Annotated in this window: 21 protein-coding genes, 1 tRNA gene and 1 pseudogene; 12 read left to right on the top strand and 11 right to left on the bottom strand. The window is 46.0% G+C overall.

Annotation, left to right across the window (positions count from 1 at the left end; translation table 11 throughout):
• Window positions 1–110 precede the first annotated feature (110 nt).
• Together NG796_RS22255 and NG796_RS22250 are read left to right on the top strand one after the other, a co-directional pair.
• Window positions 111–494, top strand: coding sequence for a hypothetical protein (locus NG796_RS22255; protein ID WP_261209334.1), 384 nt, complete (start codon window positions 111–113; stop codon window positions 492–494).
• 60 nt (window positions 495–554) lie between these two features.
• Window positions 555–1,616 (top strand): YgfZ/GcvT domain-containing protein, encoded by a 1,062-nt coding sequence (locus NG796_RS22250; RefSeq protein ID WP_261209343.1) that lies wholly within the window; start codon window positions 555–557, stop codon window positions 1,614–1,616.
• Window positions 1,617–1,748: 132 nt separating this feature from the next.
• Here the strand turns inward: NG796_RS22250 and NG796_RS22245 are convergent, their stop codons facing one another.
• Both NG796_RS22245 and NG796_RS22240 read right to left on the bottom strand, forming a co-directional pair.
• Window positions 1,749–2,030 carry a (2Fe-2S) ferredoxin domain-containing protein gene (locus NG796_RS22245; RefSeq protein ID WP_261209333.1) on the bottom strand — a complete coding sequence of 94 codons (282 nt, stop codon included), beginning with the start codon at window positions 2,028–2,030 and terminating at the stop codon, window positions 1,749–1,751.
• The gene (locus NG796_RS22240; protein WP_261209332.1) at window positions 2,020–2,862 is read right to left on the bottom strand and encodes a class I SAM-dependent methyltransferase; all 843 of its coding nucleotides are present in this window, start codon (window positions 2,860–2,862) and stop codon (window positions 2,020–2,022) included. The genes NG796_RS22245 and NG796_RS22240 overlap by 11 nt, the downstream gene beginning before the upstream one ends.
• 324 nt (window positions 2,863–3,186) lie before the next feature.
• On the opposite strand from NG796_RS22240, the gene NG796_RS22235 reads away from it, so the two are divergent.
• Window positions 3,187–3,453: a hypothetical protein gene (locus NG796_RS22235; RefSeq protein WP_261209331.1), complete on the top strand. Its 267-nt coding sequence runs from the start codon at window positions 3,187–3,189 to the stop codon at window positions 3,451–3,453.
• A gap of 14 nt (window positions 3,454–3,467) precedes the next feature.
• On the opposite strand, the gene NG796_RS22230 is transcribed toward NG796_RS22235, so the two are convergent.
• On the bottom strand, window positions 3,468–4,424 hold the full coding sequence (locus NG796_RS22230; protein ID WP_261209330.1) for an MDR/zinc-dependent alcohol dehydrogenase-like family protein: 957 nt from the start codon (window positions 4,422–4,424) through the stop codon (window positions 3,468–3,470).
• An 89-nt stretch (window positions 4,425–4,513) separates the two neighbouring features.
• Between NG796_RS22230 and NG796_RS22225 the strand changes: the two genes are divergently transcribed.
• The gene (locus NG796_RS22225) at window positions 4,514–5,044 is read left to right on the top strand and encodes a heme-binding protein (RefSeq protein ID WP_261209329.1); all 531 of its coding nucleotides are present in this window, start codon (window positions 4,514–4,516) and stop codon (window positions 5,042–5,044) included.
• 35 nt (window positions 5,045–5,079) lie between these two features.
• On the opposite strand, the gene NG796_RS22220 is transcribed toward NG796_RS22225, so the two are convergent.
• The 4 genes from NG796_RS22220 to NG796_RS22205 all read right to left on the bottom strand — a co-directional run bounded on the left by NG796_RS22220 (window position 5,080) and on the right by NG796_RS22205 (window position 10,449).
• Window positions 5,080–7,455 (bottom strand): PAS domain S-box protein, encoded by a 2,376-nt coding sequence (locus tag NG796_RS22220; protein WP_261209328.1) that lies wholly within the window; start codon window positions 7,453–7,455, stop codon window positions 5,080–5,082.
• 70 nt (window positions 7,456–7,525) lie between these two features.
• Window positions 7,526–7,942: a secondary thiamine-phosphate synthase enzyme YjbQ gene (locus NG796_RS22215; RefSeq protein ID WP_261209327.1), complete on the bottom strand. Its 417-nt coding sequence runs from the start codon at window positions 7,940–7,942 to the stop codon at window positions 7,526–7,528.
• Window positions 7,943–7,962: 20 nt separating this feature from the next.
• Window positions 7,963–9,075 carry a glycosyl transferase gene (locus tag NG796_RS22210; RefSeq protein ID WP_261209325.1) on the bottom strand — a complete coding sequence of 371 codons (1,113 nt, stop codon included), beginning with the start codon at window positions 9,073–9,075 and terminating at the stop codon, window positions 7,963–7,965.
• A 174-nt stretch (window positions 9,076–9,249) separates the two neighbouring features.
• On the bottom strand, window positions 9,250–10,449 hold the full coding sequence (locus tag NG796_RS22205; protein ID WP_261209323.1) for an aminotransferase class V-fold PLP-dependent enzyme: 1,200 nt from the start codon (window positions 10,447–10,449) through the stop codon (window positions 9,250–9,252).
• 1,045 nt (window positions 10,450–11,494) lie between these two features.
• On the opposite strand from NG796_RS22205, the gene NG796_RS22200 reads away from it, so the two are divergent.
• The 3 genes from NG796_RS22200 (at window position 11,495) to NG796_RS22190 (ending at window position 15,076) form a co-directional block, all read left to right on the top strand.
• Window positions 11,495–12,985 carry a TM0106 family RecB-like putative nuclease gene (locus NG796_RS22200; RefSeq protein ID WP_261209321.1) on the top strand — a complete coding sequence of 497 codons (1,491 nt, stop codon included), beginning with the start codon at window positions 11,495–11,497 and terminating at the stop codon, window positions 12,983–12,985.
• A gap of 137 nt (window positions 12,986–13,122) precedes the next feature.
• Window positions 13,123–14,277, top strand: a complete 1,155-nt coding sequence (locus tag NG796_RS22195; protein WP_261209319.1) for an esterase-like activity of phytase family protein — start codon at window positions 13,123–13,125, stop codon at window positions 14,275–14,277.
• Window positions 14,278–14,359: 82 nt separating this feature from the next.
• Complete coding sequence (locus tag NG796_RS22190) at window positions 14,360–15,076, top strand: Uma2 family endonuclease (protein ID WP_261209318.1); 717 nt, start codon at window positions 14,360–14,362, stop codon at window positions 15,074–15,076.
• 59 nt (window positions 15,077–15,135) lie between these two features.
• On the opposite strand, the gene NG796_RS22185 is transcribed toward NG796_RS22190, so the two are convergent.
• Window positions 15,136–15,699, bottom strand: a complete 564-nt coding sequence (locus tag NG796_RS22185; RefSeq protein WP_261209316.1) for a Uma2 family endonuclease — start codon at window positions 15,697–15,699, stop codon at window positions 15,136–15,138.
• A gap of 236 nt (window positions 15,700–15,935) precedes the next feature.
• Between NG796_RS22185 and NG796_RS22180 the strand changes: the two genes are divergently transcribed.
• From NG796_RS22180 to NG796_RS26610, 3 genes and pseudogenes are all read left to right on the top strand, one after another.
• Window positions 15,936–16,009: transfer RNA gene (locus tag NG796_RS22180), tRNA-Asp, on the top strand.
• A gap of 94 nt (window positions 16,010–16,103) precedes the next feature.
• Window positions 16,104–17,534 (top strand): annotated as a pseudogene (gene gltX / locus NG796_RS22175) (glutamate--tRNA ligase); the annotation flags it as partial.
• Window positions 17,535–17,642: 108 nt separating this feature from the next.
• On the top strand, window positions 17,643–18,035 hold the full coding sequence (locus NG796_RS26610; protein WP_263012290.1) for a CAAD domain-containing protein: 393 nt from the start codon (window positions 17,643–17,645) through the stop codon (window positions 18,033–18,035).
• Window positions 18,036–18,255: 220 nt separating this feature from the next.
• Here the strand turns inward: NG796_RS26610 and NG796_RS22170 are convergent, their stop codons facing one another.
• A complete protein-coding gene (locus NG796_RS22170) occupies window positions 18,256–18,480 on the bottom strand; it encodes a hypothetical protein (RefSeq protein WP_261209314.1) in 225 nt (74 codons plus the stop codon).
• Between the two features lie 270 nt (window positions 18,481–18,750).
• Here NG796_RS22170 and ftsH2 point away from each other — a divergent pair, with 270 nt between their 5' ends.
• Window positions 18,751–20,637 carry an ATP-dependent zinc metalloprotease FtsH2 gene (gene ftsH2 / locus NG796_RS22165; RefSeq protein WP_261209313.1) on the top strand — a complete coding sequence of 629 codons (1,887 nt, stop codon included), beginning with the start codon at window positions 18,751–18,753 and terminating at the stop codon, window positions 20,635–20,637.
• 236 nt (window positions 20,638–20,873) lie between these two features.
• Here the strand turns inward: ftsH2 and NG796_RS22160 are convergent, their stop codons facing one another.
• Window positions 20,874–21,368, bottom strand: coding sequence for a universal stress protein (locus NG796_RS22160; protein WP_261209312.1), 495 nt, complete (start codon window positions 21,366–21,368; stop codon window positions 20,874–20,876).
• A gap of 510 nt (window positions 21,369–21,878) precedes the next feature.
• Here NG796_RS22160 and NG796_RS22155 point away from each other — a divergent pair.
• Window positions 21,879–22,196 (top strand): hypothetical protein, encoded by a 318-nt coding sequence (locus tag NG796_RS22155; RefSeq protein ID WP_261209311.1) that lies wholly within the window; start codon window positions 21,879–21,881, stop codon window positions 22,194–22,196.
• A gap of 171 nt (window positions 22,197–22,367) precedes the next feature.
• On the opposite strand, the gene NG796_RS22150 is transcribed toward NG796_RS22155, so the two are convergent.
• A complete protein-coding gene (locus NG796_RS22150; RefSeq protein WP_261209310.1) occupies window positions 22,368–22,586 on the bottom strand; it encodes a hypothetical protein in 219 nt (72 codons plus the stop codon).
• Window positions 22,587–22,853 lie beyond the last annotated feature (267 nt).

The following is a 22,853-nucleotide window of genomic DNA, read 5'->3' as shown; positions in this document are numbered from 1 at the left end:
GGGAAATCCAGTGATTCAGATTACTTAAGCGGATACAGATTTTTATCGGGTTATTAAAGCAATTTAGATGCGCTTTTTCGGGCAGTGAACCGATTAATTTTTCATAAAAAATGAAGCCTACATTTAAAGATACTCTGGCATGGCAGCAAGCCGAAATCCTGATGCAACCGGCTTTGATTCGCGTCCTAGATAATATTCGTAAACAACTAGAAGATTCGACGTGGGAAGGCACTTACGAAGATGTGCAAACCCCTTTTCCCGGCTACCTGCTTTGTTTAAAACAGGGAGAAGTGGAACACCAGTTTAATGTTTGGGAACTCTGCTTTGAAATTTGCTTTCAAAATTATAGCCCGACTCATGCCGCTGAGGAAAGTTGGGAGGTGGAAATTGATAGCAGTTTGATTGATGAAACGGGGGAAGTGGATTGGAATCGATTGGATGAAAAAGCAAAACAGTTGGTTCAGGAAATTTTTGCCAATTTGCCCAAGCTGTAGGAAGGTTGGATCTGTCTGATAGCCTATGAACAGGTAATTTACAGAAAACCAGGGATGGCTATGACTGAGGAATTGCGTAAGCTTCAGGCGGCGAGTGGTGCAGTCTTTGCAGATTCGGACTCGGAAATTCAGGTTCCAGTCAGTTATGGGAACGACCCAGAGGCGATCGCCTCGGCATATCAGGGGGTGGCATTGTTTGATCGCTCAGATTGGGGCCTTATCCAAGTCAGTGGGGGCGATCGCCAGCGCTTTTTACATAACCAAAGCACGAATGAGTTCCAAAAACTCCCACCAGGACAAGGATGCGATACGGTTTTTGTCACCTCTACGGCAAGGACCATCGATTTAGCAACGGCTTATATGACGGAGGATACCACTCTGTTGTTGGTTTCTCCGAGTCGGCGTCAGAGAATCTTGGAATGGCTCGATCGCTATCTGTTCCCTGCCGATCGCGTGGAGTTGCAGGATATCACCAACTCGATGGCGATGTTTAGTTTAATCGGTCCCGGAAGTCAGGCTCTATTGGCCCCTTGGGGACTGGTAGGCGATCGGCCCCATTCCAGCCATCAACTCCTCTCCTTGGGTGAGATTGAGGTGCGAGTTGCGGTGGGGAGTGGATTGGCCCTCCCCGGCTATACCCTGATTTGCGATCGCAATGATGCACCATTCCTGTGGAAAATCCTCACGGATGGGGGTGCCGTTCCCTTGGGAACGCAGGGGTGGGAACAACTGCGAATTCAGCAAGGACGTCCTGCACCCGACAGCGAATTAACAGAAGATTACAACCCCTTAGAAGCTGGGTTGTGGCACAATATCTCCTTTGATAAAGGCTGCTACATCGGACAAGAAACGATCGCCCGGTTGAATAGCTACAAAGGGGTGAAGGTCCAACTGTGGGGGGTAAAACTCAACGCACCTGCAACACCGGGAACCTCGGTGACGATGGGGGAAGAGAAAGTTGGAACCCTTACCAGTTACACAGACACTGCGGAAGGACCTTTTGGATTAGCCTACATTCGCACGAAGGCAGGAGGTGCAGGTTTACAAGTGCAAGTGGGTGAAGCAACTGGGGAGGTTGTAGATATCCCCTTTGTCACCCGAGGATATTTAGCTGAGGAATGAAGTTAAACCTTTGGGTTGTCCCTCCGAGGAACTCCAAAAAATAAACTTTTCTCTTCAATTCTTCCCTGTTGGTAAGGATAAGGCATTGCCTTGTCCTTACCGTTAAATACAGAACTTTTATGTTGGAAATCCCTAATGGAGGTGAAATTTGGGATATAGCATTCCTTTAACAGGAATGCCTCCCTGAAGATGTCTCTCAACTACTGCCCTGACTTCGTTAGGTTGCACCTGAGAATACCAAATTTCTTCAGGAAGGATGAGGACCATTGGTCCATTTCCACATTGTCCTAAGCAGCTACTACTTTCAATGGTAACATCAGCAACAGGTAAGGATTGAAAGGCAGCGAGGACTTTTTGGGACCCTTGTTTTCGGCAGGTGCGATTTGTACAGATTAGGACTCTTTTAGGGGTCAATGGCCTCAAAGGAAAGGATTAAATAGCGGGTAATTCCTAATTTGCTAACTAACTCCGCACCGGCGGTAATTTTTTCGGTTTCGGCTGCGCCATTCTCGCGAAAGAGTTTACGAACTAAGGGATAAGTCGGTAAGGTATTTCGGGTGATATCTTCTTCTATTCTGGTTATAAATCCCGTTTTTTGGGCGAGTTGTCGATAGGTGGATAAGGAAAAATTGCTTTTAATTGTGCCATAAGTGTTATGGACTGAAGTTGTCAAAAATTTACCAATTAAGTGAGTGAAAGGAAGGCTGAATTTTAGGGGAACAAAATCGCAGATGGCGAGATATCCCCCGGGCTTTAAAACGCGGCGTGCTTCTTTAAAAAAGGTCTCGCGGCTGGGAAAATGAAAGATGCATTCTACGGCGAGGACGACATCAAAGGAGTTATCTTCAAAGGGTAAGTTGCAGGCATCGGCACAGACGAAGGAGATGGAGTTTTGATTAAGGGGATGGACTTGCGATCGCGCCCGTTCCAGTTGGCGTTCGTCGATATTGACTCCCACCATCTCTAAGTTAGAAAACCGTTCGTTGAGACTGGCGATCGTGCCCCCAAACCCACAACCACAATCGAGAATTTTCAATCCGTCGGTGATTTTAGCTGCATCGCAAACTCGTCGGGATAGTTGTTCGGCAGCGTTGGCAAAGTCGGGAATGGAACCATCGGCGCTGCTGGGGTCTTCCCAGTACCCCCAATGAACGTGCCGACCAAATGCAGCGATCGCCGTTTGATTTTGGTCCTTTAAGAGTTCCAAAAGGTGGTCAAAATACGGAAGATGAACTTTAGATGTCATAAGAGTTCAGACTATTGATTGGACAAATGATCTAGCCAGTTTTTGCTCGCCCCATTTTATCGTGAACCGGGTAAAATTTCAATTCTGATTTTTGCCGTTGCTAACTAAGTAATTAAGTGGATGAGGGATGAAGAGATGGAAATTTTTGATTCAGTCTTTAGAGAGTAGACTTCTAGCTTTGATTATAAACAGTTAATTGGCGTTTTGAGGGCGGGTGGGGGACCGATCCACGATGAAAGCAAAAGGTCTAATCTTTTGGAGATTAACCTGTTGCGATCGTATAATCAGGATTTATAGCGTTGTCCTTGATTGGGGTATGGGCCTGTGTTCCAACTGCTGTACTCTCTCACTCGGGCTATTGAACCCTTTTTAGTCCCGATTTGCTTTGTCAGTGCGTGGGTTCTCGTAATGTTGCTGGGGTGGAGCCTTTTTAGTGCGATCGCATCGGCAACGACCAACGCCAAGCGAATGCACCAGATTCCCTGTGCCTATTGCGTCTTTTTTACTAATGACCCTCGTTTGAAGTGTCCCGTCCATCCCACTCGGGCGATGTCCGAAGAGGCGATCAATTGTGGCGATTTTCGGAATTGAGCGATTGGTCATTATTAGGGGCTAATTTCTAACAACACTTTTAAAACCCCTCGGCGTTGGGCGTGTTCAAAGGCGGCGATCGCTTCGTCAAGGGGATATTTAGCTTGAATTAAAGGCTTGACATTTATTTTGTTTTCTGATAAAAGCTCTAAGGCTTTGGGAAAGGGACCGCAACGGGACCCGATTAGGGTAATTTCATCCACCACCAGGGACGAAATATCGAGGGTGAGGTGACCCGCATAGGTGCTTTTAAGGACGAGGGTGCCCCGGGGACGTAAGGCGCGACGGGCGACAGCAAATCCTTCAGGGTTGCCGGTACATTCTACGGCGATATCAAATTGGCGGTCCGTAACCGCATCGACAAATCCCGTTTTAATGCCTAGGGACTCCAAATTCTCCAGTTTGTCCCGATGTCGCCCGACTGCGAGTAAGTCACAACCTGTTAGGGCCAGGGTTTGGGCGACTAATTGCCCTAATTTGCCATCGCCGACGACTAAGATGCGATCGCCTGGGGTAATGGAAACTTGTTCCTGAATTTCTAAGGCAGCGGCGATCGGTTCGGTGAAGGTTGCCATATCGGTTGTAATGTTATCTGGCAACGCATACAGGTTTTTAACCGGCAGGGTCAAATATTCGGCAAACGCGCCATTTCGATTGACAATTCCCAACACGGTGCGATTTTCGCAGTGGGTAGGTTGTCCTTTCCGACAAAAGCGACAGTCTCCGCAATAGGCGTTAATTTCTCCGACAACGCGCTGATTTTGCAGGGATTCGGGTCCTTGTTCCACCACACCGACGAATTCGTGACCTAAAATGCCACTGTAGGGATAGTAACCCCGCAGCAGTTCGAGGTCGGTATTGCAAATTCCCGCCTGTAAAACTCGGATGAGGGCTTCGCCTTCTGGGGGTTCGGGAATGGGAAGTTGCGATCGCAGTTGTAATTGCTGATTTTCTAGCCAGAGTCCTTTCATGGTTCTCGGTCCTGACAACAGAATTAGATTCTATTGTACCTGGAATTGCTCGTTCTCAAATCCTGAATTTTTCAGTTTAAAACTCCATCATGTCTGCATCTTTACCGCATAATTTTCCGAATCCTACTCCACCCGAGGCGATCGAAGTGAAAGATTATCCCGAGTATCGGGCTGTGACTTACAGCCATTCGGGGAATGTTCAACAAGCCAGCCAAGTTGCTTTTAATCCGTTATATCAGCATATAAGCACTAATCAAATTGCCATGACAACCCCGGTTGAAGTGCGATATTTGGATGGGTTAAGTCCGGAAGTAGAAACGCCACAAACTGCCGAGGTTTCTTTTTTATATCCTAACCGGGATATTTGGCCGAAAACCTTGACCGATGAGGTTAAAGTTACAGATTATCCCCCCATGACTGTGGTGAGTATTGGCATTCAAGGGGCTTATAGTTGGGCGAGTTATGAACAGCATTTGCAACGGTTGCAAGGCTGGCTGAAAGATCATTCGGAATATGTTATTATCGGTCCCCCGCGTCGGTTGTTGTACAATTCTCCGATGACTCCGGAAGCCAGTAAACTCAGCGAGGTGCAGATTCCCATTGCCAGGGTTAATGCTTAGAAAAAGTGGGTAAGGTTGCCAAATTTTTGCCTATTTTAAGTCAACCCTTGAAAAATGGGAATTTCTATAGAAAATTCTGACCCTAAATCTGGCATGGCATGACAGGATAGGTGACCTTTATGTTTTTCTACAATAATTTGATAGCAAACAGAAAGTCCTAATCCGGTCCCTTTGCCTACGGGTTTTGTGGTGAAAAAAGGGTCGAAGAGTCTCGCTTGAATTTCTGGGGTCATGCCGGGACCATTGTCGATGATGCGAATGGTCACCCGATCGCCGGTGACGGTGGTGAGAATCCGAATCGTGGGGGAATCAAAATCGGGGGATTGCGGTGACGTCTCTCGTAAGTTTTGGCTGTACTTTTCCTCTAAAGCATCGATCGCATTATTCAGGAGATTCATAAACACTTGATTCAATTGTCCGGCATAACATTCCACCGCTGGCAGTATGCCAAATTCTGGGATAATTTGGATTTCGGGTCGCCCAACTGTGGCTTTTAGTCTGCCTTGCAAAATTAACAAAGCACTTTCGATGCCTTCGTGAATATTCACTTCCTTCATTTCGGCTTCATCGAGGCGGGAAAAGGTGCGTAACGATCGCACGATGCCGCGAATGCGATCGGTTCCCACTTTCATTGACCCTAAAATTTTCTGTAAATCTTCTTGCAAAAAATCCAATTCTATGTCTTCGAGTTTATCGGCAATTATTGGGTCTGTTTCCCCATACTGTTGTTGGTAAAGTTCGACTAAATCCAGTAAATTTCCCAGGTAATCGCGAACATATCCCAAATTTCCGGAAATAAAATTAACGGGATTATTAATTTCATGGGCAATCCCTGCAACCATTTGGCCCAGGGAGGACATTTTTTCCGATTGAATTAACTGGGTTTGAGTTCGTTGCAATTGAGTCAGGGTAGCTTCAAGTTGCTGATTTTTTTCTTGCAACTCTCCCGAAGTCCGATGCAGTCGTTCTACAGTGTCCCGCAAGGCGGTTTCCGCTTCAACGCGATCGCTAATATCTCGGGCGACGCCAATTAATCCGATCGCATAACCTTGGGCGGAACGATAAACGGTTTTTGAGGTTAAATAGGTCCGGGGTTGAGATGAAGGAGAATCCCCATTCAAGGGCATAATTTCTTCTTCTAAAAGTTGAGTTTCTCCTTCTAACAAAATCCGATGATCATTTTTCATTCGTTGCCTTGCAGTTTCTGGAGATAATAAGTCTGTATCATTTTTTCCTAAAATTTCATCGATGGGCTTGCCCATTGCTTTCGCCCCAGCCGAGTTAATAGAGAGATACCGACCTTGGAGATCTTTGACAAAAATACTATCAGTTGTCCCTTCGGAGATAGCTTGCAAAAGATTGTAGCTTTCTTGCAATTTCTCTTGGGCACGTTTGCGTTCGGTGATGTCGCGCACAAACAGGGTGTAGAGTTGCCCTTGGGGTAATAAAACATGAGCGATCGCCAGTTCAATGGGAAAGGTCGTCCCATTTTTACGCTGTCCGACTAATTCATAAGCTGAATTACTTTCCCCGGGCATTTTACGCGTATTGAGAAAGAGGGTCAAATAAGCATCAATTTCTTGGTGCATTAACCAGGGCATCAACAGTTTCAAATTTTGTCCTTGTAATTCTGATTCGCTATAACCAAAGAGTTCTAAAGCCGCCGTATTCATCCAATGAATTTTACCGCCATCGGTGATGGCAATGGTCCCCTCGGGGGCTGCTTCTAACATGGCTTGATATTGTTCAGAATTGCGCTTTTCCCGGTGTAAAAGTCGGTTACTTTGGTAGACAAAAAGTATTCCGGCGGCACCAATCATGAGAGAGGCGATTCCAGTCGCGATCGCCGGACCCGGTAAGTAAGATAAGCGAATTTGTTGGACCTCAAGCTGGGTCAAAACTGCCCCATTTAATTTGGGAATCGGGGCATAGGCGACGATCGCGGGAATCCCTTTTTCATCAGTAATTAACTGACTGCCGGTTTCCCCGCCGATCGCCTGATGGATGGCATAGGCAAGTTCTGAGTCTGGGATGACGGGAATCCAAGGGCGATCGCGGGCTGTTCCCTGTTGCCACATCACCGGGGATTCGTTGCTTTCTACCCAGGCGATCGCCACCCGCATCCCTGAAGGTTGAGGGAGTTGATACGCTTGTTGGGCGGACTTCCAGGCGGTTTGTGGGGTATCCGTGATCATGGCAATCCCCTGGATTAATTGCACTTGAATCTGGACGATTTGTTCTAAGTGCGATCGCCCTTGGAAGAGGACCATCCGATCCAGGAGATAAATCCCAATTCCCGCCACCGCCATTGTGATCGCGGTGAATCCAACGGTCCAGTAGACCAGTTTCTGGCGGTTATTCGGGCGATCGGCATTGTCACCTATTTCCTGATTCTGGGAAACACCCCTCATGGAATTCCTCACCGGGACTTGCTTGAATTTTTAGCCTTTACTGCCTCAGTTTAAGCCACCTGACGGGGAATTATTCTCCCTGAATATGGACCACTAATTCTCGATAATGACCCTGTTGCCGGTGTTCCCAAATATAAATTCCCTGCCAGGTTCCAAGCACTAATCGACCTCGATTGATGGGAATTTGCTCACTGGTGTGGGTAAGGGCTGTCCGAATATGGGCGGGCATATCATCGGGACCTTCGGTACTATGGCGGTAGCGGCGTTGTTCGGGTACTAAATCAGAAAAGAAATGTTGTAAATCTTCTAAGACATCCGGATCGGCATTTTCTTGAAGCAGTAAGCTGGCGGAGGTATGGCGTAAAAATAAAGTACAAAGACCCGTTTGTACTCCGGATTTTGCCACGACTTCCTCCACCTTATGAGTAACTTTAGCTAAGGATTTTCCCGTGGTTTTCAGTTGCAAGATCTGTTGATAGTACGTCATCAATTTAATCAGTAAAAGGGTTAAGGTTCAGAGGTGGATGAGGTTTGGAAATAATCGACCACGGCTTGGGCGATCGCTTCTGTCCCATCTTTGAGTAAGGGTTCGGTTGATTGCGGAGGGAGAGGGGGTTCTCGCAAAAAGTCCCAATTCCCCTCAAAAAACTCTTCAGCGGTGACAATTCTATGATGAGAATGGTGTTGAATTCCTGATAGTAATAAGGGGGCTTCAGCAAAGCCTTCCCGGGTGAGAGAGATAATTGGCACATTTTGGCGACAAGCTTCTGAAAAGGTGCTAAATCCGGGTTTGGAAACGACTCGCCCACAAACTGGCATAAAATCGACGGGACGCAGGCGATCGCGATCGGTTTGATTGTCAATTTTAACTAAGTTCGGCAAATCTGGCGCATTGCGGTCAAAGGTGATAAATTGCCAGTCGGGAAAGTCCTGCAAATTATGATACGGAATTTGTTCTAGTCCCAATCCACCAAAGGTCAGTAAAATGGTTTGTTCACGGGGGGATTTTAGACCCCAGTCCTTGCGGAGAGTTTCCGGTTGGTAGCAGGGAGTTCCGCCGGTTAACCCAACATCTTTGATGATAGGAAAGGCACTCATAGGTTCGTGAAAAGGGAGACGAAATAGGCAGTTACATTGACTGAAACAGTCGGCAATCCAATCGGCGATCGCCTCAAATTCTCCTCCCCAAGGACGGTAAATAAAATCCCACCCAAAATTGCTCATCATCCAGACGGGAATGCCTGCGGCTTTACCAATTTTGGCCGCTAAGGGGGGAATATCCGCCAAAATTAATCCCACCCGATTGAGGTGAATAAAGTTCACTTCCCCAGCGGCGATCGCAGATTGCCGCTTGCGAATCTCTTGCAATTTTTCTAAGGTAGCTACTTTATCCATTTTCAAGCTATCTGCCTGAATCACTCCCACATCTAAAGCCCTTTCCCGTAAGATAAAATCTCCGGTAATATAACTCTCTAGTAACCAACGGGGGGCAGTGGTGACTAAAATTAACAGAATGTCCGGATTTAGCCTTTGAATTTCTGCCGCAACTGAGGCGGCGCGCACTGCATGACCAAAACCATGATTCGTAATGGCAAGATAAACAACGGGTCGATTTTTCACGGCCTATATCAGCTACAAAAGAACAACAGGATAGAGGTGAAATCACGCTTAGAGACCCCAGGTTTAGGGTCCCTACTGCCATCCTCAGACAATTTTAGACTATTTTTCCCCGGCTTCAGAATTAACGGGACCATTGGGGAAACTGCCTGACTCTTTTTGGGAAGTTAAATGGGATTAAATCTGATGACAATAATCTTGAATTCCCTGAATTAATTGGTCTATTTCCGATTCGGAAGTTAAATAATGAACACAAGCCCGCACACAATTAGGCTGAAGAATAGTCCGAACCATAACCCGATGCTCTTCAGCCAAAAATTTTACTAATTGTTCATGAGTTGCACCAGATTTCAGGCAATTTTCTTGAAGTTGAAAGGAGACTAAACCCGCTTCCGGGGGAGTTGACTTTAAGCAAAAAATCTCAGGGAACTCTCGAAGTTTTCCCCAGAGTTTATGACTGGAAGCTTGGAGGCGATCATAGCGTTCTTCAGAGGTTCCAATACTTTTATGAAATGCGATCGCATTCCGTAATCCCGCTAATAAGGGGTAAGCCGATGTTGCTATTTCAAAACGCCGTCCATCGGGTTGAAATTCTAACCAATCCCCGGTAGAACTTAAGGTAATGCTGCGCCAACCAATAAAAGTAGAATGGAGGGTTTCAGCGGCATCAGGACTGACATATAATCCCCCTAACCCCTCGGGTCCACACCACCATTTATGGCCCGTAAAGGCATAAAAATCCACGCCTATTTCTGTGAGGTTTAGAGGTAAAACTCCTACAGATTGGGCAGCATCCACGAGGACTCTAATTTTTGGTGAAAGAGAGTTTTGGTTGAATTCGTGGCAAACTTTAACAATATCCGTTAAGGGTAAAACTTGTCCGGTATTCCAAAGGATATGACTGACAACCACTAACCGAGTATTCGGATGAAGATGAGAGGCGATCGCCAAGGTAGGATTCCCCTCATTTAAAGTTTCCATCAAGGGACAAGTTGAAACTTGTAAATTGAACCGACGGGCGACTTCATCAACAGCAGCGACAATTCCCGGGTGTTCACAGTCGCCGATTAAAATGCGATCGCCCGGTTGCCAATCCAGACCCCAGAGGGGAATATTACATCCAAGGGAGACATTTTCTGTGAGGGTAATCGTATCGGGAGTGACCCCAAGTTCGGAGGCGATCGCCTGTCGAGTTGCGGCGATTTCTTCAAAGACCCAGACTAATGTTTCTCGGTTAAACGGTCCTTTTTCTTGAATCGATTGATACGATTGAAAAATGGCATTTAATGCCGATTCAGGCATCGGTCCTTGTCCACCATAGTTAAAATAAGTTTTATTTTTTAGAGCAGGAAATTGCTGGCGATCGGTTTCTTTCACAGGAATTTACCTCATGTTATAATTACGCTTCCAATAGAGTCTATCTCTCAAGTTAGTCCAATTTGAATAATTGAAAACCCGCCCTTAAAGATAGGGGAAATTTGCGGGTTTTAAGCAATCGATTACAAGATGTTCCCACTTCTATTTTACAGGGGATTGTCCACTTCATTCAAATTGGAGTTTTCAAGGTAAGGGATTAGTATATCATAATATTGTAAAAGGGGGGGCGGAGGTTTAAACCCACTGGTGTTCAAAAATCCCCCAAGGCTCAATTTTATCCCAAATAAACAGTCATAATTGCTCATTGACCTTAACCGGAGTAATGTTGAGAAGGGAGGTAAGGATGGGTGATTTTTAGGGGACTTACCGGGAAAAATCAATTCTGATGGACATATTTTGGGTGTGATATTCTTCAGAATTTTCTGAAAAATGGTAGCTTTGAGCCGCTGAGTCCTAAACTCATCTCTACCTGCGGCTAAACCATCGAAGGCGATCGCCCTTCCATTGCACCTGCCGTCATTACCAGACACAATTTGAGGGGACTGGGTTGGGGACCACTCCTGGCAAATGTTGCGGGTAGCTTCTAATCTATCAATTTTTGACATTTGAGTATCCATCAACACCACATCATAATGATGTTGATGCAATGCAACTTAAGCTTCTATCCCGTTATTAGCGACATTGGACCATTTAGGGGATAGATAGAAGACCTATAACAGGTATTGAGTGAGCCAGTAGATTATGATGGAGTCTTAGGGCGCAATTGAGTAATTTTTTATTTCAAGTTTTCCCTAAATTTTAATAAGAGATTCTTTATAATTAAATCAACCTTTACTAAAAATTCTATCCAATAATGTTTTTTCCCTTTGGGCTGTTTTTCTTTGATGCGCCATTTCTGAGCGATCGCCCAACCCACTGAAAGAGGGGTCAAGCTTGGATTGCTACAGATTCGGATCATAACCTCTGCCTGGGGAACCCAAAGCGATCGCGAGGTTGTTCATGCCCCTGAGTATTTTCTCCGACTGATTCTTGGTATGTTAAAGATATGCTGCTAACTGACGACCTTTTATTTGATTACCAACGCTGCGCACGCCTGTCATTCCTCAATCGATATGGAAATGGCAGCCCTCAAGAACCTGCCAGTGATTTTGCCAACAAACTGAAACGGGATAGCGAAGTTTACCGACATAGCGTATTGGCAGAATACCCCGCGCAACGCCCGAGTTATCCCTATGGAGACTGGGTAAAGGGTGCTGAGGCAACCGTGGCGTTAATGCAACAGGGTGTCGATCGCATTTATCAGGGCGTCTTAATGACTCCAGGACCCCAGGGAGTCACCCTCGTGAGTCGTCCTGATTTATTAATCAAAAAACCCGGTGGATCGGTTTATGGGAATTGGTCCTATATTCCCGTAGATATTCGCTTCAGTAAACGCCCAAAGGGGCAACATCAAGTTATGGCAGCCTTTCACGCCCTAGTGCTGGCGGGGGTCCAGGGGGCGTGGCCCCAGGATGCCTGGTTAGTTTGCCGTGAAACCGGCGAATATTGGGTGAATTTAGAGAAATATGTCCCTCAAATGCAGAAGGTATTAGACCCTTGCATTAAAATGTTGACCGATCGCCAGGAACCGGAAGTATTTATGGCACGGCATCCTTGCAGTATGTGCCAGTGGCAGAGTCATTGTTATGCGATCGCCCAAGAAACACAGCACCTCTCCCTCCTGCCTGGAGTCACCCCAATTCGCTATCAACAGTTAAAACAACTCAATTTGACCCAGCTAAAATCCCTTGCCCATGCGGATGTAATGACTTTAGCAAACGGTCTAGTAGAAGTTTGTAATAATCAATACGAACCGGAAACCGTCGCCCGTGATTTGATCATACAAGCCAAAGCCACTCTAAATAATCAACCGATTGCTCTACCCCAAAAATTGCCTCTTTCTCCAAAGTTTCTACCCGTGTCTCCCATTGAACTCTATTTTGATATTGAAGCGCAACCGGAATTAGACCTTGATTTTCTGCTGGGCGTATTAGTCGTTGATCGCCGCAATCTTTCCCCCGGAGAAGCGCCAACCCAGAAATTTTATGCCTTTTTAGCCGAAAAACCCGAAGAAGAATACCAAATTTGGGAGCAGTTTTTGGAATTAATCTGGACCTATCCCATTGCTCCTATTTTTCATTTTTGTGACTATGAAATTCAAACCCTCAAAAAACTTGCCCGACGCTATAATACACCTTTGCACCGATGGAAAGTGATTCTCAATCGGTTTGTGGATATTCATAAATTAGTTACCCAATCCGTAGTCATGCCAGTAGAAAGTTATGCCCTCAAGTCAATTGCTCGATATCTGGGATTTGAGTGGCAAAATGCATTAGCCTCCGGCGCGCAATGTGTGGTGTGGTACGATCGCTGGTTAGAAACAGGCGATCGTCACTATCTTGATTTGATTTTAACCTATAACGAAGATGACTGCATCGCTACCTTTGTCGTCAAAGACTGGTTAGTTAATTTCTCTCAAAATATTCCCTCTCTTTAAAATTCTCCAGTTTTTTTTTTAATTTAAGCTAAAATTAAAAATTAATAGGTTTAGAAATCGATTAAATTTCCTATTATTAGCTTTTTTTAAAACTCTTTTACTTCCCTAACCCTCAAACTTAATTGTATCAAACCTCTATGGTTCGCCGTAAAATTCATCCTATTTTATGGATAACTTTGGGATTGTCTTGTACTTTTGGAATGGGTTGTCAACCCCCAACCATTCCAAAAACCTTTGCTAGTCCTGACAATTCGGCGATTTCTAATTCTGCCTCGGTGATAACTTCTCCTATTGAATATCTAGGAGAATTCAAAATCCCCACCGGCTTTATTTTTCAGGATACCCCCCTCGGAGGATTCTCAGGAATCACCTATGATTCTCAGCGCAATCTGTATTATGCCCTCTCAGACGATCGCGCAATCCAAGGACCCGCAAGATTTTACAATGTAGAAATACAATTAAATCCTCTGGTTGTTACCCCCATTGGTGTTACCCCCTTGGTGGATCAAAGCAGTCGTCCTTTTCCCACTTACACCGTAGACCCTGAAGGGATTGCCTTAACCCGTCGCGATACCCTATTTATTTCCTCCGAGGGAGATGTGGTACAAGATATTCAACCCTTCATCAAAGAATTTTCCCGTGAAGGAAAAGAACTCCTATCTCTCCCCATTCCCGATAAATTTCTCCCCCAAAATGGTCAAGGAATTCGGGATAATCAAGCTTTTGAAAGTCTAACTTTAAGCCCGAGTGAGCAATTTTTATATACCGCCATCGAAACAGCTTTAGTTCAAGATGGAGAACCCGCTAATCTGGAAACAGGAACTCCTGTGCGCATTTTGCAATATGATTTAACCACCGGACAACCCGTCCAAGAGTTTTACTATCTTACCGAACCTGTACAGACTGAACCTAAGTATCCCGATGGATTGGCAATTCATAGCTTAGTCGAATTACTCGCCTGGGATGAAACAAAATTACTTAGTTTAGAACGGGGCTTTACCGAAGATGTAGGAAACACAGTTTTATTATATGAAGTTTCTCTGGAAGGTGCAACCGATATTCAGTCCATTGACAGTCTAAAAGAGGTCAATATTCAAACTATTCAACCCGCTCAAAAACGCCTGTTGCTGGACTTGCAAACTTTAGGGATTCCCGTAGATAACTTAGAAGGAATGACCTTCGGTCCAAAATTAGCCGATGGACGGCAGTCGTTAATTTTAGTCAGTGATAATAATTTTAATCCCTTGCAAGTGACCCAGTTTTTAGTTTTTGCCCTTACCCTAGAAAAGTGAAGGCGACTCCTGGACAATCGCGGGAGAAATCTTTGATAATAAAGACAGTAATTTCCCAAAGTAATTCAGGCAGACTCCCATCATGAGTAGACAATCATCCGTGGGAAAACCCAATAACAGAACTGAACAACAACTCCTTCCTTTAGAGAATGGCGATCGCCTGACTCGTCCTGAATTTGAGCGCCGCTATCACGCCATGCCAAATTGCAAAAAAGCTGAACTAATCGAAGGAGTCGTTTATATGCCATCCCCCGTCCGTTTTAGCCCTCATGCTGAACCCCACGGACTCTTAATCACCTGGTTAGGCGTATATCGGTCGATGACTCCTGGAGTCAGACTCGGAGATAATGCTACCATTCGTCTGGATTTGGACAATGAACCTCAACCCGATGCCTTACTCAGATTAGAAGAAAGTCTTGGGGGAGAGTCGCGCCTTACGGATGATGATTATGTTGAAGGTCCACCGGAATTTATAGCAGAAATCGCCGCCTCAACTGCCACCTACGATTTACATGATAAAAAACAAGTTTACCGTCGTAATGGAGTGCAAGAGTATCTGGTTTGGCGCGTGTCTCAAACTCAACTGGATTGGTTCCGACTCACGGAAGGCGAATATATCCCCATCGAACCAGATGAAAATGGAGTTTTGCGAAGTCTATTCTTTCCGGGATTATGGTTAGACTCTTCCAAATTATTATCGGGAAATTTTTCGGGCGTCCTCGCAGTTTTGCAGGAGGGATTGAGTTCACCCGAACACGCGGATTTTGTCAAGCAATTATCGAAAACCCCCCAGAATTGAGCGAGGGGCGGTTTTAGCAAAGATTAGCCTAAAACCGCTCTATTTTTGAAATTTTACCGTCACAGTTCTACCTCATCATAGATGTCGGAAAGAGATAGCTGTAATCCCAGAGATTGAAATTCAACGATATCGTTTTGTAAAAAAGTTGCTAAACTCCAATCGCAGGGGCGATCGCCTCGCCGATATACCTCCACCTTCTTTTCTGTTTGGGATACCAATACATACTCTTGAAGGCTATCTAATTCCCGATAATTGATAAGTTTCTCGTGACGATCTATCCGTTCCGTACTCGGAGAAAGCACTTCAAAAATTAGACAAGGGGAGTCCAAAAAATACTTTTGCCGGTCTTGAGGATTACAGCTAATTGAAACATCAGGATAATAAAACAAATCCAGTTGTTTAATTCTGACTTTCATGTTGCCAGAAAAGACGCGACAACCACTCCCTCGCAACTGATTTTTTAGGCCAGTGATGATATTAACCGAAATTAAATCGTGTTCTTGGCTACCTCCGGACATGGCATAAACTTGACCTTTAATATACTCGTGACGAATGTTGCTGAGTTCTTCATAGTGGAGATATTCTTCGACCGTCAGAACAGATTTTAAGGCTTGATTAGACATGATTTTGCCTTCCCTTGAAAATTTGGGGGGGTGATGGCGGGTTTAAGGTGGCGATCGCCCCTGACTCTAGGATAAATCATCCTTTAGCGCGTCATGACAGCAGCAACACCCACGAGTCCCCAATTGGCTGAGATTACAAAGCTGTAATCTGCCCCTTCCCTGGTCAAAAAACTTTTTTTAAAAAAGGGGTTGACAAATCCAAAAGCATCGTGCAAGATATAAAAGGCTCAAGGAAAGGGACTGTAGTTCAATTGGTTAGAGCACCGCCCTGTCACGGCGGAAGTTGCGGGTTCGAGCCCCGTCAGTCCCGTTTAAAATATGAATCAGGTTACGCGCCGTGTTTTCCTAATAATAGGGGACACGGCGTGTCTCCTTGCAAACGAAGTTAATTAGAGAAAATAATTGTGACTGTTCGCGTAAGAATAGCTCCTAGTCCGACTGGGAACTTACATATTGGAACAGCCAGAACGGCTGTGTTTAACTGGTTATTTGCCCGTCATCAAGGGGGCCAGTTCATTTTACGGGTCGAAGATACTGACGAGGAGCGATCGCGCCCGGAGTTCACCCAAAATATCCTGGATGGACTCACCTGGTTGGGTTTGAACTGGGATGCAGGGCCGGTTTTCCAGTCCAAGCGTCTCGATCTCTACCGGGAACGAGTCAAAACTCTCATTGATAAGGGTCTCGCCTATCGGTGTTACACCACAGCCGAAGAACTCGACGAAATGAGAGAAGCTCAAAAAGTCCGGAATGAAGCCCCCCGCTACGATAACCGTCACCGAGATCTAACGGTGGATCAAATCGCCAAATTTGAAGCGGAAGGACGACCCTCGGTAATTCGGTTCAAAATCGACGACGATCGCGAGATTGTCTGGAATGACTTGGTGCGCGGTGAAGTCTCCTGGCGAGGCAGTGACCTCGGCGGTGATATGGTGATCGCGCGGGGTTCCAGTGGTGCCGACATCGGAATGCCACTCTATAACCTCGCTGTTGTTGTCGATGACATTGACATGAGAATCACCCAAGTGATTCGCGGTGAAGACCATATTGCCAATACCGCCAAACAAATTCTGCTTTACGAAGCCTTTGGCGTCGCGGTCCCCGAGTTTGCCCATACGCCGCTGATTTTGGATATTTCCGGCAAAAAACTCTCCAAACGAGATAACGTGACCGGCATTTCCGAATTTCAGGCGATGGGGTTCCTTCCCGAAGCCTTGGTCAACTATATGACCTTGCTGGGTTGGTCCCCGCCGGATAACCAGGAACTGTTTACCCTGGATGAAGCGGCAAAGCAGTTTAGCTTCGATCGCGTTAATAAAGCCGGGGCCAAATTTGACTGGGATAAACTGGATTGGATTAATAGCCAATACCTCCACCAAATGTCCCCGGAAAAACTCACCGAAAAACTGATTCCGGTGTGGCAACAAGCGGGATACTCCGTTGATCCAGAGGGCAATCGTCCTTGGTTGGAACAACTATCGGCCTTAATTGGTCCGAGTTTAACTCGCTTGACTGATGCGGTGGAACTCAGTCGGATGTTCTTTGTGGATGAGGTCGAACTCAGCGACGAAGCGGCAGCCGAACTGGAAAAAGAGGGAGCCTCCCAGGTTCTCGAAGCGGTAATCGGACATTTACAAAGTCACGAAAGCCTGACAGCAGCAGATGCCCAAGACATCATTAAACAGGTCACCAAACAGCTCAATGTCAAAAAAGGGCTGGTCATGCGATCGCTGCGGGCCGGATTAACCGGCGAACTGCACGGTCCTGACCTGATACAATCTTGGGTATTACTTTATCAGCGGGAGCTGGACAAAGCGCGCCTGCACAAAGTCTTAAAGGTTGACGAACAAGAGGGTAGTACCTTGACTCAAAATCCTGAACCAGAAACACCCCAAGATAAGATTGTGGTAGAAATTCCTACTTCTGAAATCCCTGTGGACGAGATGTCTGAACCATCCACGGTCCCAGTGGTGACCACCGGAGTCCCCAGTACAGGGGCCACAAATGAACAGTTAGAACGGATCGGCAAACAAGTTCGCGAAATCCTCTCTTATCTCCCGGATTACGTGACTGGGTTTGTTAAAGACAACCAAAGACCCTTAACCACCGTTGGTTTACTGATTGCGGCTTTGGTCTCTTTGAGAGTATTGGTTGCTGTCTTGGAAGTGCTCAACGGCATTCCCCTAGTACAGCCAACCTTTGAAATCGTGGGTATGGCTTACTCCGGCTGGTTTATTTATCGGTATTTACTCAGTGCAACGACTCGTAAAGAGTTGTCGGTCAAAGTTGAGGAAATCAAAGAACAAATTACCGGGAACCATTCCCCTAACCCCTAGGCTATTGAACTGTCGGTTAAGGGTCCCAGCCGTGTCCTGACCCTTCCTAAGACTGTTCCCCGGTTCTATTTTGCCTTGTGCATTCCGCGTTTCGTTCCACACACTCCTTTAAAGATGGGCGTAGCTGGGGGGTTCATCCCCAGGAGGGGCTCTCGGCTGGACATCTAGCTGTCCCCTCCCATGCTGCTAAACCGCATCGCCGTTCTAGCCATCAACTTTGCTAAGGAATGGGGACAGTCTGGGGGACATTTAAAAAAAACCGATTGATACAAGATTCTAAGATGGGCGCACCGAAATGCGCCCATTTTTGCATTCTGGCGATCGCCTCTTTTACCCCCAACTCAATTTGTGAACTCAGGAGAAAGCCAAATTGTGAAATTGTCTTAACATAACTTAAACTTAAAGAACGGTTTTCCGTACCATTCCGCAAATTAGTGGAGTACATGAGTGGTCGGTTTACCTGATTCTGAGCGGGTTTTACCGACTTTTAGGCGAGTCAGTTGCATCGATCCTGATAATTAAGTTAAATTTGATTAAGATTCTGATCGGGATGAACGGTTTTACTCTATACCGGAACTCCACCCCTAGGGGTAGGAGCGGAAAGCGGAAATAAGAGAACCCCCCGACTGCCCTCAATCAACTCGCTTGGGTCTAATTACACCCAATTTGCTTTTAATCTCATTGTCTGAATTTGTACTAGAGGCCACCGCATCCTATGAAATCTTCCTGGAGAATAATTTTACTTTGGGCATTACCTGCATTAGTAATCGCCTTTGTCGTGTGGCAGGGAGTCTTTTCCTCCCCCGCCATGAATATGGGAAATAATGCCGCCAATACTCGCATGAGCTATGGTCGGTTTTTGGAATACCTGGACGCCGATCGCGTAACCAACGTAGATTTATATGAAGGTGGCCGGACGGCGATCGTTGAAGCCGTTGATCCGGATCTAGACAACCGAGTGCAGCGTTTGCGAGTCGATTTGCCAGGAAATGCTCCCGAACTGATCGCCCGCCTCAGAGACTCGAATATCAGTTTTGACTCTCATCCCATCCGCAATGATGGCGCAATCTGGGGACTGTTGGGTAATTTAATTTTCCCGGTCCTGTTATTGGCTGGCTTATTCTTCCTCTTCCGTCGTTCCAACAATGTTCCTGGGGGTCCAGGACAAGCGATGAACTTCGGCAAGTCTAAAGCTCGTTTTCAGATGGAAGCGAAAACTGGGGTGATGTTTGACGATGTGGCAGGCATCGAAGAAGCCAAAGAAGAACTCCAAGAAGTGGTGACGTTCCTGAAAAAACCCGAACGCTTTACCGCTGTTGGGGCGAAGATTCCTAAAGGCGTGCTGTTGATTGGACCTCCGGGAACCGGGAAAACCTTACTTGCTAAAGCGATCGCCGGAGAAGCAGGCGTCCCCTTCTTCAGTATCTCCGGGTCTGAATTTGTGGAAATGTTTGTTGGGGTCGGTGCTTCCCGCGTCCGGGACTTGTTCAAGAAAGCTAAAGAAAATGCCCCTTGTATCATTTTCATCGATGAAATTGATGCCGTAGGACGTCAACGGGGTGCAGGTATCGGCGGGGGTAACGATGAACGGGAACAAACCCTGAACCAACTCCTCACCGAGATGGATGGATTTGAAGGCAACACCGGCATCATTATTATTGCCGCCACTAACCGTCCTGATGTCTTGGATTCCGCCCTGTTGCGTCCCGGTCGTTTTGATCGCCAAGTGACCGTTGATGCACCGGATATCAAGGGTCGTTTGGAAATTCTCGATGTCCATGCACGCAATAAGAAGCTATCGGATCAAGTTTCTTTAGAGGCGATCGCCCGTCGAACTCCTGGTTTTACCGGCGCAGATTTAGCTAACTTGCTCAATGAAGCCGCAATTTTAACCGCCCGTCGCCGCAAAGAAGCGATTACCATCCTGGAAATTGATGATGCAGTAGATCGGGTGGTTGCTGGGATGGAAGGCACTCCCTTAGTGGATAGCAAGAGTAAGCGCTTGATTGCTTATCATGAAATTGGTCATGCGATCGTCGGGACCTTGGTTAAGGACCATGACCCGGTGCAGAAAGTCACCTTAATTCCTCGGGGACAAGCCCAAGGGTTGACTTGGTTTATGCCGAATGAAGACCAAATGTTGGTCTCTAAATCCCAGTTAATGGCCCGGATTATGGGGGCTTTGGGTGGACGTGCGGCTGAAGAAGTCATTTTTGGCGATTCTGAAGTGACCACAGGTGCTGGCGGTGACTTGCAACAGGTAACCGGCATGGCGCGTCAGATGGTGACTCGCTTCGGGATGTCCGATTTAGGTCCGATGTCTTTGGAAACTCAACAAGGGGAAGTGTTTTTAGGTCGCGATTTGATGACGCGATCGGAATATTCCGATGAAATTGCTTCTCGCATTGATGCACAAGTGCGTTCCATTGTGGAACATTGTCATGCTGAAGCCAAGCGCATTATCCGCGAAAATCGGATCGTGATTGATCGTTTGGTGGATCTGCTGATTGAGAAAGAATCAATGGACGGGCAAGAGTTGCGCCAAATTGTGGCGGAGTACACAACGGTTCCAGAAAAAGATCTGTTTGTGCCAATTTTGTAAGGCAATTTAGGGGATAAAGTTCGGGTTATTTGAACTCGTTCCCCTGGACTGAAATCAAAAAGGAGGGGGTAAAACGCCCCCTCCTTTTTTTATACGCCATCGTTTTTATATGAATGCCTTGTTTAAGATAACCTTTACCAAAGGGGGAAAGGTTTTAAAGTTTTTACCCTTTCACAGGGAAGCATTATTAAGCCCTATCTGAATAAAAAAGATGAGGTATGATGGATGGGTTTCGCTTAGGTTGCAGGTAACGCGCCTTGGACAATTAAAACGGAGCAAGGTGCGTTATGGGTAATGTAGTTACTGACGCTGCCTAAAAAGAGTTCAGTCATCCCTTTACGACCTCTGCGGCCTACTACAATTAAGTTAGCGCCCCAGCTTTTGGCTAACTCACAAGAGAGGACACCGGGATCGCCAACGGTATGATGGCAGATGGTGGGGATATTCCGGGCTATTGCCATTTCAGCATATCCCTGGAGTATTTCTTTAGTTTGTCGGACTTGCCCTTCGAGTCGTTGTTGCTGCATTTCGGGGATTTCTCGTCCGAGAGATGGACTTAATCCCATGCCGGTTCCCACCATTGGGGAGATCTCGGCTAGGGCTTCAACTTGAATGGCATGAAATAGCATGAGTTCTGCTTTTTCTTTTTCCGCTAAATCAATCACTTGATCAATGACAAAATCAGATTGGGGTGAACGATCAATCGCAACCAGAATTTTATGATAAGTCATGGGGAATTCTCCAAATGTCGTGACTGGGGCGATCGCCCCAGGGAATTGGCTTCCGTTTCAAGCTAACCCAATGATTAGGTTGGGCGCATCTTCTCCCAGGGCGATTTGTGGTTTCAGCCCTGATTGGTTTCCCCATTCCTTGGCTTACCCCTATCAGACTTCTTGCAGAATGATAAAAAGCTGATTGGCGTTTGATCGGGTGGTTAGGGGGTATCGATCATTGACTGAAAGCAAGCGCTCTACTTATCTTCTCTTTATCACTTTTTAAGGATTTTGTCAAGCTAAAATGCTCATAGCATTCCCAAATCCGGTGTCTTGTTGGCTTGACTCCTAGGGATAGGAGGTGCTTCAAAAAACTTAACTGAAAATCGGACAAATTGGACTAAGTTATACACAACTCATACAAGACGCAAACGCGATCGCAAACATTCGGGTGATAAATTGAAAACTAAGTTCAGATTTCCCGGCATTCAAAAGCCCTCTTAAAGATTTGTGATGGAGAGTAAAGATATGTTAACGAATCAGACTGGCAATTCGGATACCCCTTCCCCCCAACTCCTCGTCGATTTTCAGTGGTTAAGGTTAGGGTTTGCGGGGGGGAATGAGTGGAGTCGGGTGATTCAAGAAGACTGCTTGCAAATGCTGGAAGCTCCGGTTCAAGAGTCTAAAAAAAGTCACTTACCCTCAAAATTCAGTCTATTTGGAACTTGGTTATTATTAATCCTATCCATAGGGGCAATGTTAACTCCTATTTCTAATGTTTGGAGCCAAGAGCCTTACCCTAATGAAATGCGAACGGAAGACCGGGCGTTAACCCTTCCCGAATAAAGGCGATTGAGCGGCTACAAAAACTGAACTCAAAGTTGATAAAGATTGGATTTTTTTAAAATAAAGATGGGATAATTTGAATACAAATTTTTAAGGTAAGCTGGAGGAAAGGAATAGATTTTTTTAATTAAAATGCCGATGAAGGAGTGGGGGTTCCTGATTTTTATAAATTCAAGGAACTTGATAAAGGTCAGAAGTTAAAACAAGAAACCTTTTTGGGCTGCCCGCTGGGTCGGTGAAATTGAATCCAATCGCCACAATTTGATATCTGGATGATTCCCCCGATCGCATTTCACCGGGTAGTCCAAACCCTTGAAACAACAACCCTAGGCACTTGGAACGGGCAAGGCGATCGCTGAGAGTTAGGCTATGTTGAATGCCAATACTCAAAAGTCACTCCCCGTTTTGGTCGGGCAGTAATACGGGAAAGCGGTTTCCACCATCAACCTCAATTGAGGTTGATTTCATGCTTTTTTAACCGGAAGTCTGAGCGATCGCATCTCAATTGGTTTGGCATCAACAAAGCGAACTTGATGTAAAGGCAGCACCCATAGGACCAAGAGCGAACGGACTCCAAAGCGCTTAGGGCTAAATCGATGGTTAAATTCATTGAGGGTCGCTATATATTTAGGATAGTTTTTGAGCCTAGGCGCTCTT

Source organism: Laspinema sp. D2d (assembly GCF_025370755.1).
Classification (GTDB): Bacteria; Cyanobacteriota; Cyanobacteriia; order Cyanobacteriales; family Laspinemataceae; genus Laspinema.
This window is presented reverse-complemented; position numbering and strand designations above follow the sequence as displayed.

Coding starts and splice junctions, on each gene's coding strand:
- NG796_RS22160 (WP_261209312.1), bottom strand. CDS start 21,368: ATGACTTATCATAAAATTCTGGTTGCGATTGATCGTTCACCCCAATCT.
- NG796_RS22185 (WP_261209316.1), bottom strand. CDS start 15,699: ATGTCTAATCAAGCCTTAAAATCTGTTCTGACGGTCGAAGAATATCTC.
- NG796_RS22225 (WP_261209329.1), top strand. CDS start 4,514: ATGTCTGCATCTTTACCGCATAATTTTCCGAATCCTACTCCACCCGAG.
- NG796_RS22240 (WP_261209332.1), bottom strand. CDS start 2,862: ATGACATCTAAAGTTCATCTTCCGTATTTTGACCACCTTTTGGAACTC.
- NG796_RS22255 (WP_261209334.1), top strand. CDS start 111: ATGAAGCCTACATTTAAAGATACTCTGGCATGGCAGCAAGCCGAAATC.
- NG796_RS26610 (WP_263012290.1), top strand. CDS start 17,643: ATGTCTGAACCATCCACGGTCCCAGTGGTGACCACCGGAGTCCCCAGT.
- NG796_RS22155 (WP_261209311.1), top strand. CDS start 21,879: ATGTTAACGAATCAGACTGGCAATTCGGATACCCCTTCCCCCCAACTC.
- NG796_RS22215 (WP_261209327.1), bottom strand. CDS start 7,942: ATGACGTACTATCAACAGATCTTGCAACTGAAAACCACGGGAAAATCC.
- NG796_RS22250 (WP_261209343.1), top strand. CDS start 555: ATGACTGAGGAATTGCGTAAGCTTCAGGCGGCGAGTGGTGCAGTCTTT.
- NG796_RS22170 (WP_261209314.1), bottom strand. CDS start 18,480: ATGTACTCCACTAATTTGCGGAATGGTACGGAAAACCGTTCTTTAAGT.
- NG796_RS22195 (WP_261209319.1), top strand. CDS start 13,123: ATGGTTCGCCGTAAAATTCATCCTATTTTATGGATAACTTTGGGATTG.
- NG796_RS22190 (WP_261209318.1), top strand. CDS start 14,360: ATGAGTAGACAATCATCCGTGGGAAAACCCAATAACAGAACTGAACAA.
- ftsH2 (WP_261209313.1), top strand. CDS start 18,751: ATGAAATCTTCCTGGAGAATAATTTTACTTTGGGCATTACCTGCATTA.
- NG796_RS22220 (WP_261209328.1), bottom strand. CDS start 7,455: ATGAGGGGTGTTTCCCAGAATCAGGAAATAGGTGACAATGCCGATCGC.
- NG796_RS22200 (WP_261209321.1), top strand. CDS start 11,495: ATGCTGCTAACTGACGACCTTTTATTTGATTACCAACGCTGCGCACGC.
- NG796_RS22230 (WP_261209330.1), bottom strand. CDS start 4,424: ATGAAAGGACTCTGGCTAGAAAATCAGCAATTACAACTGCGATCGCAA.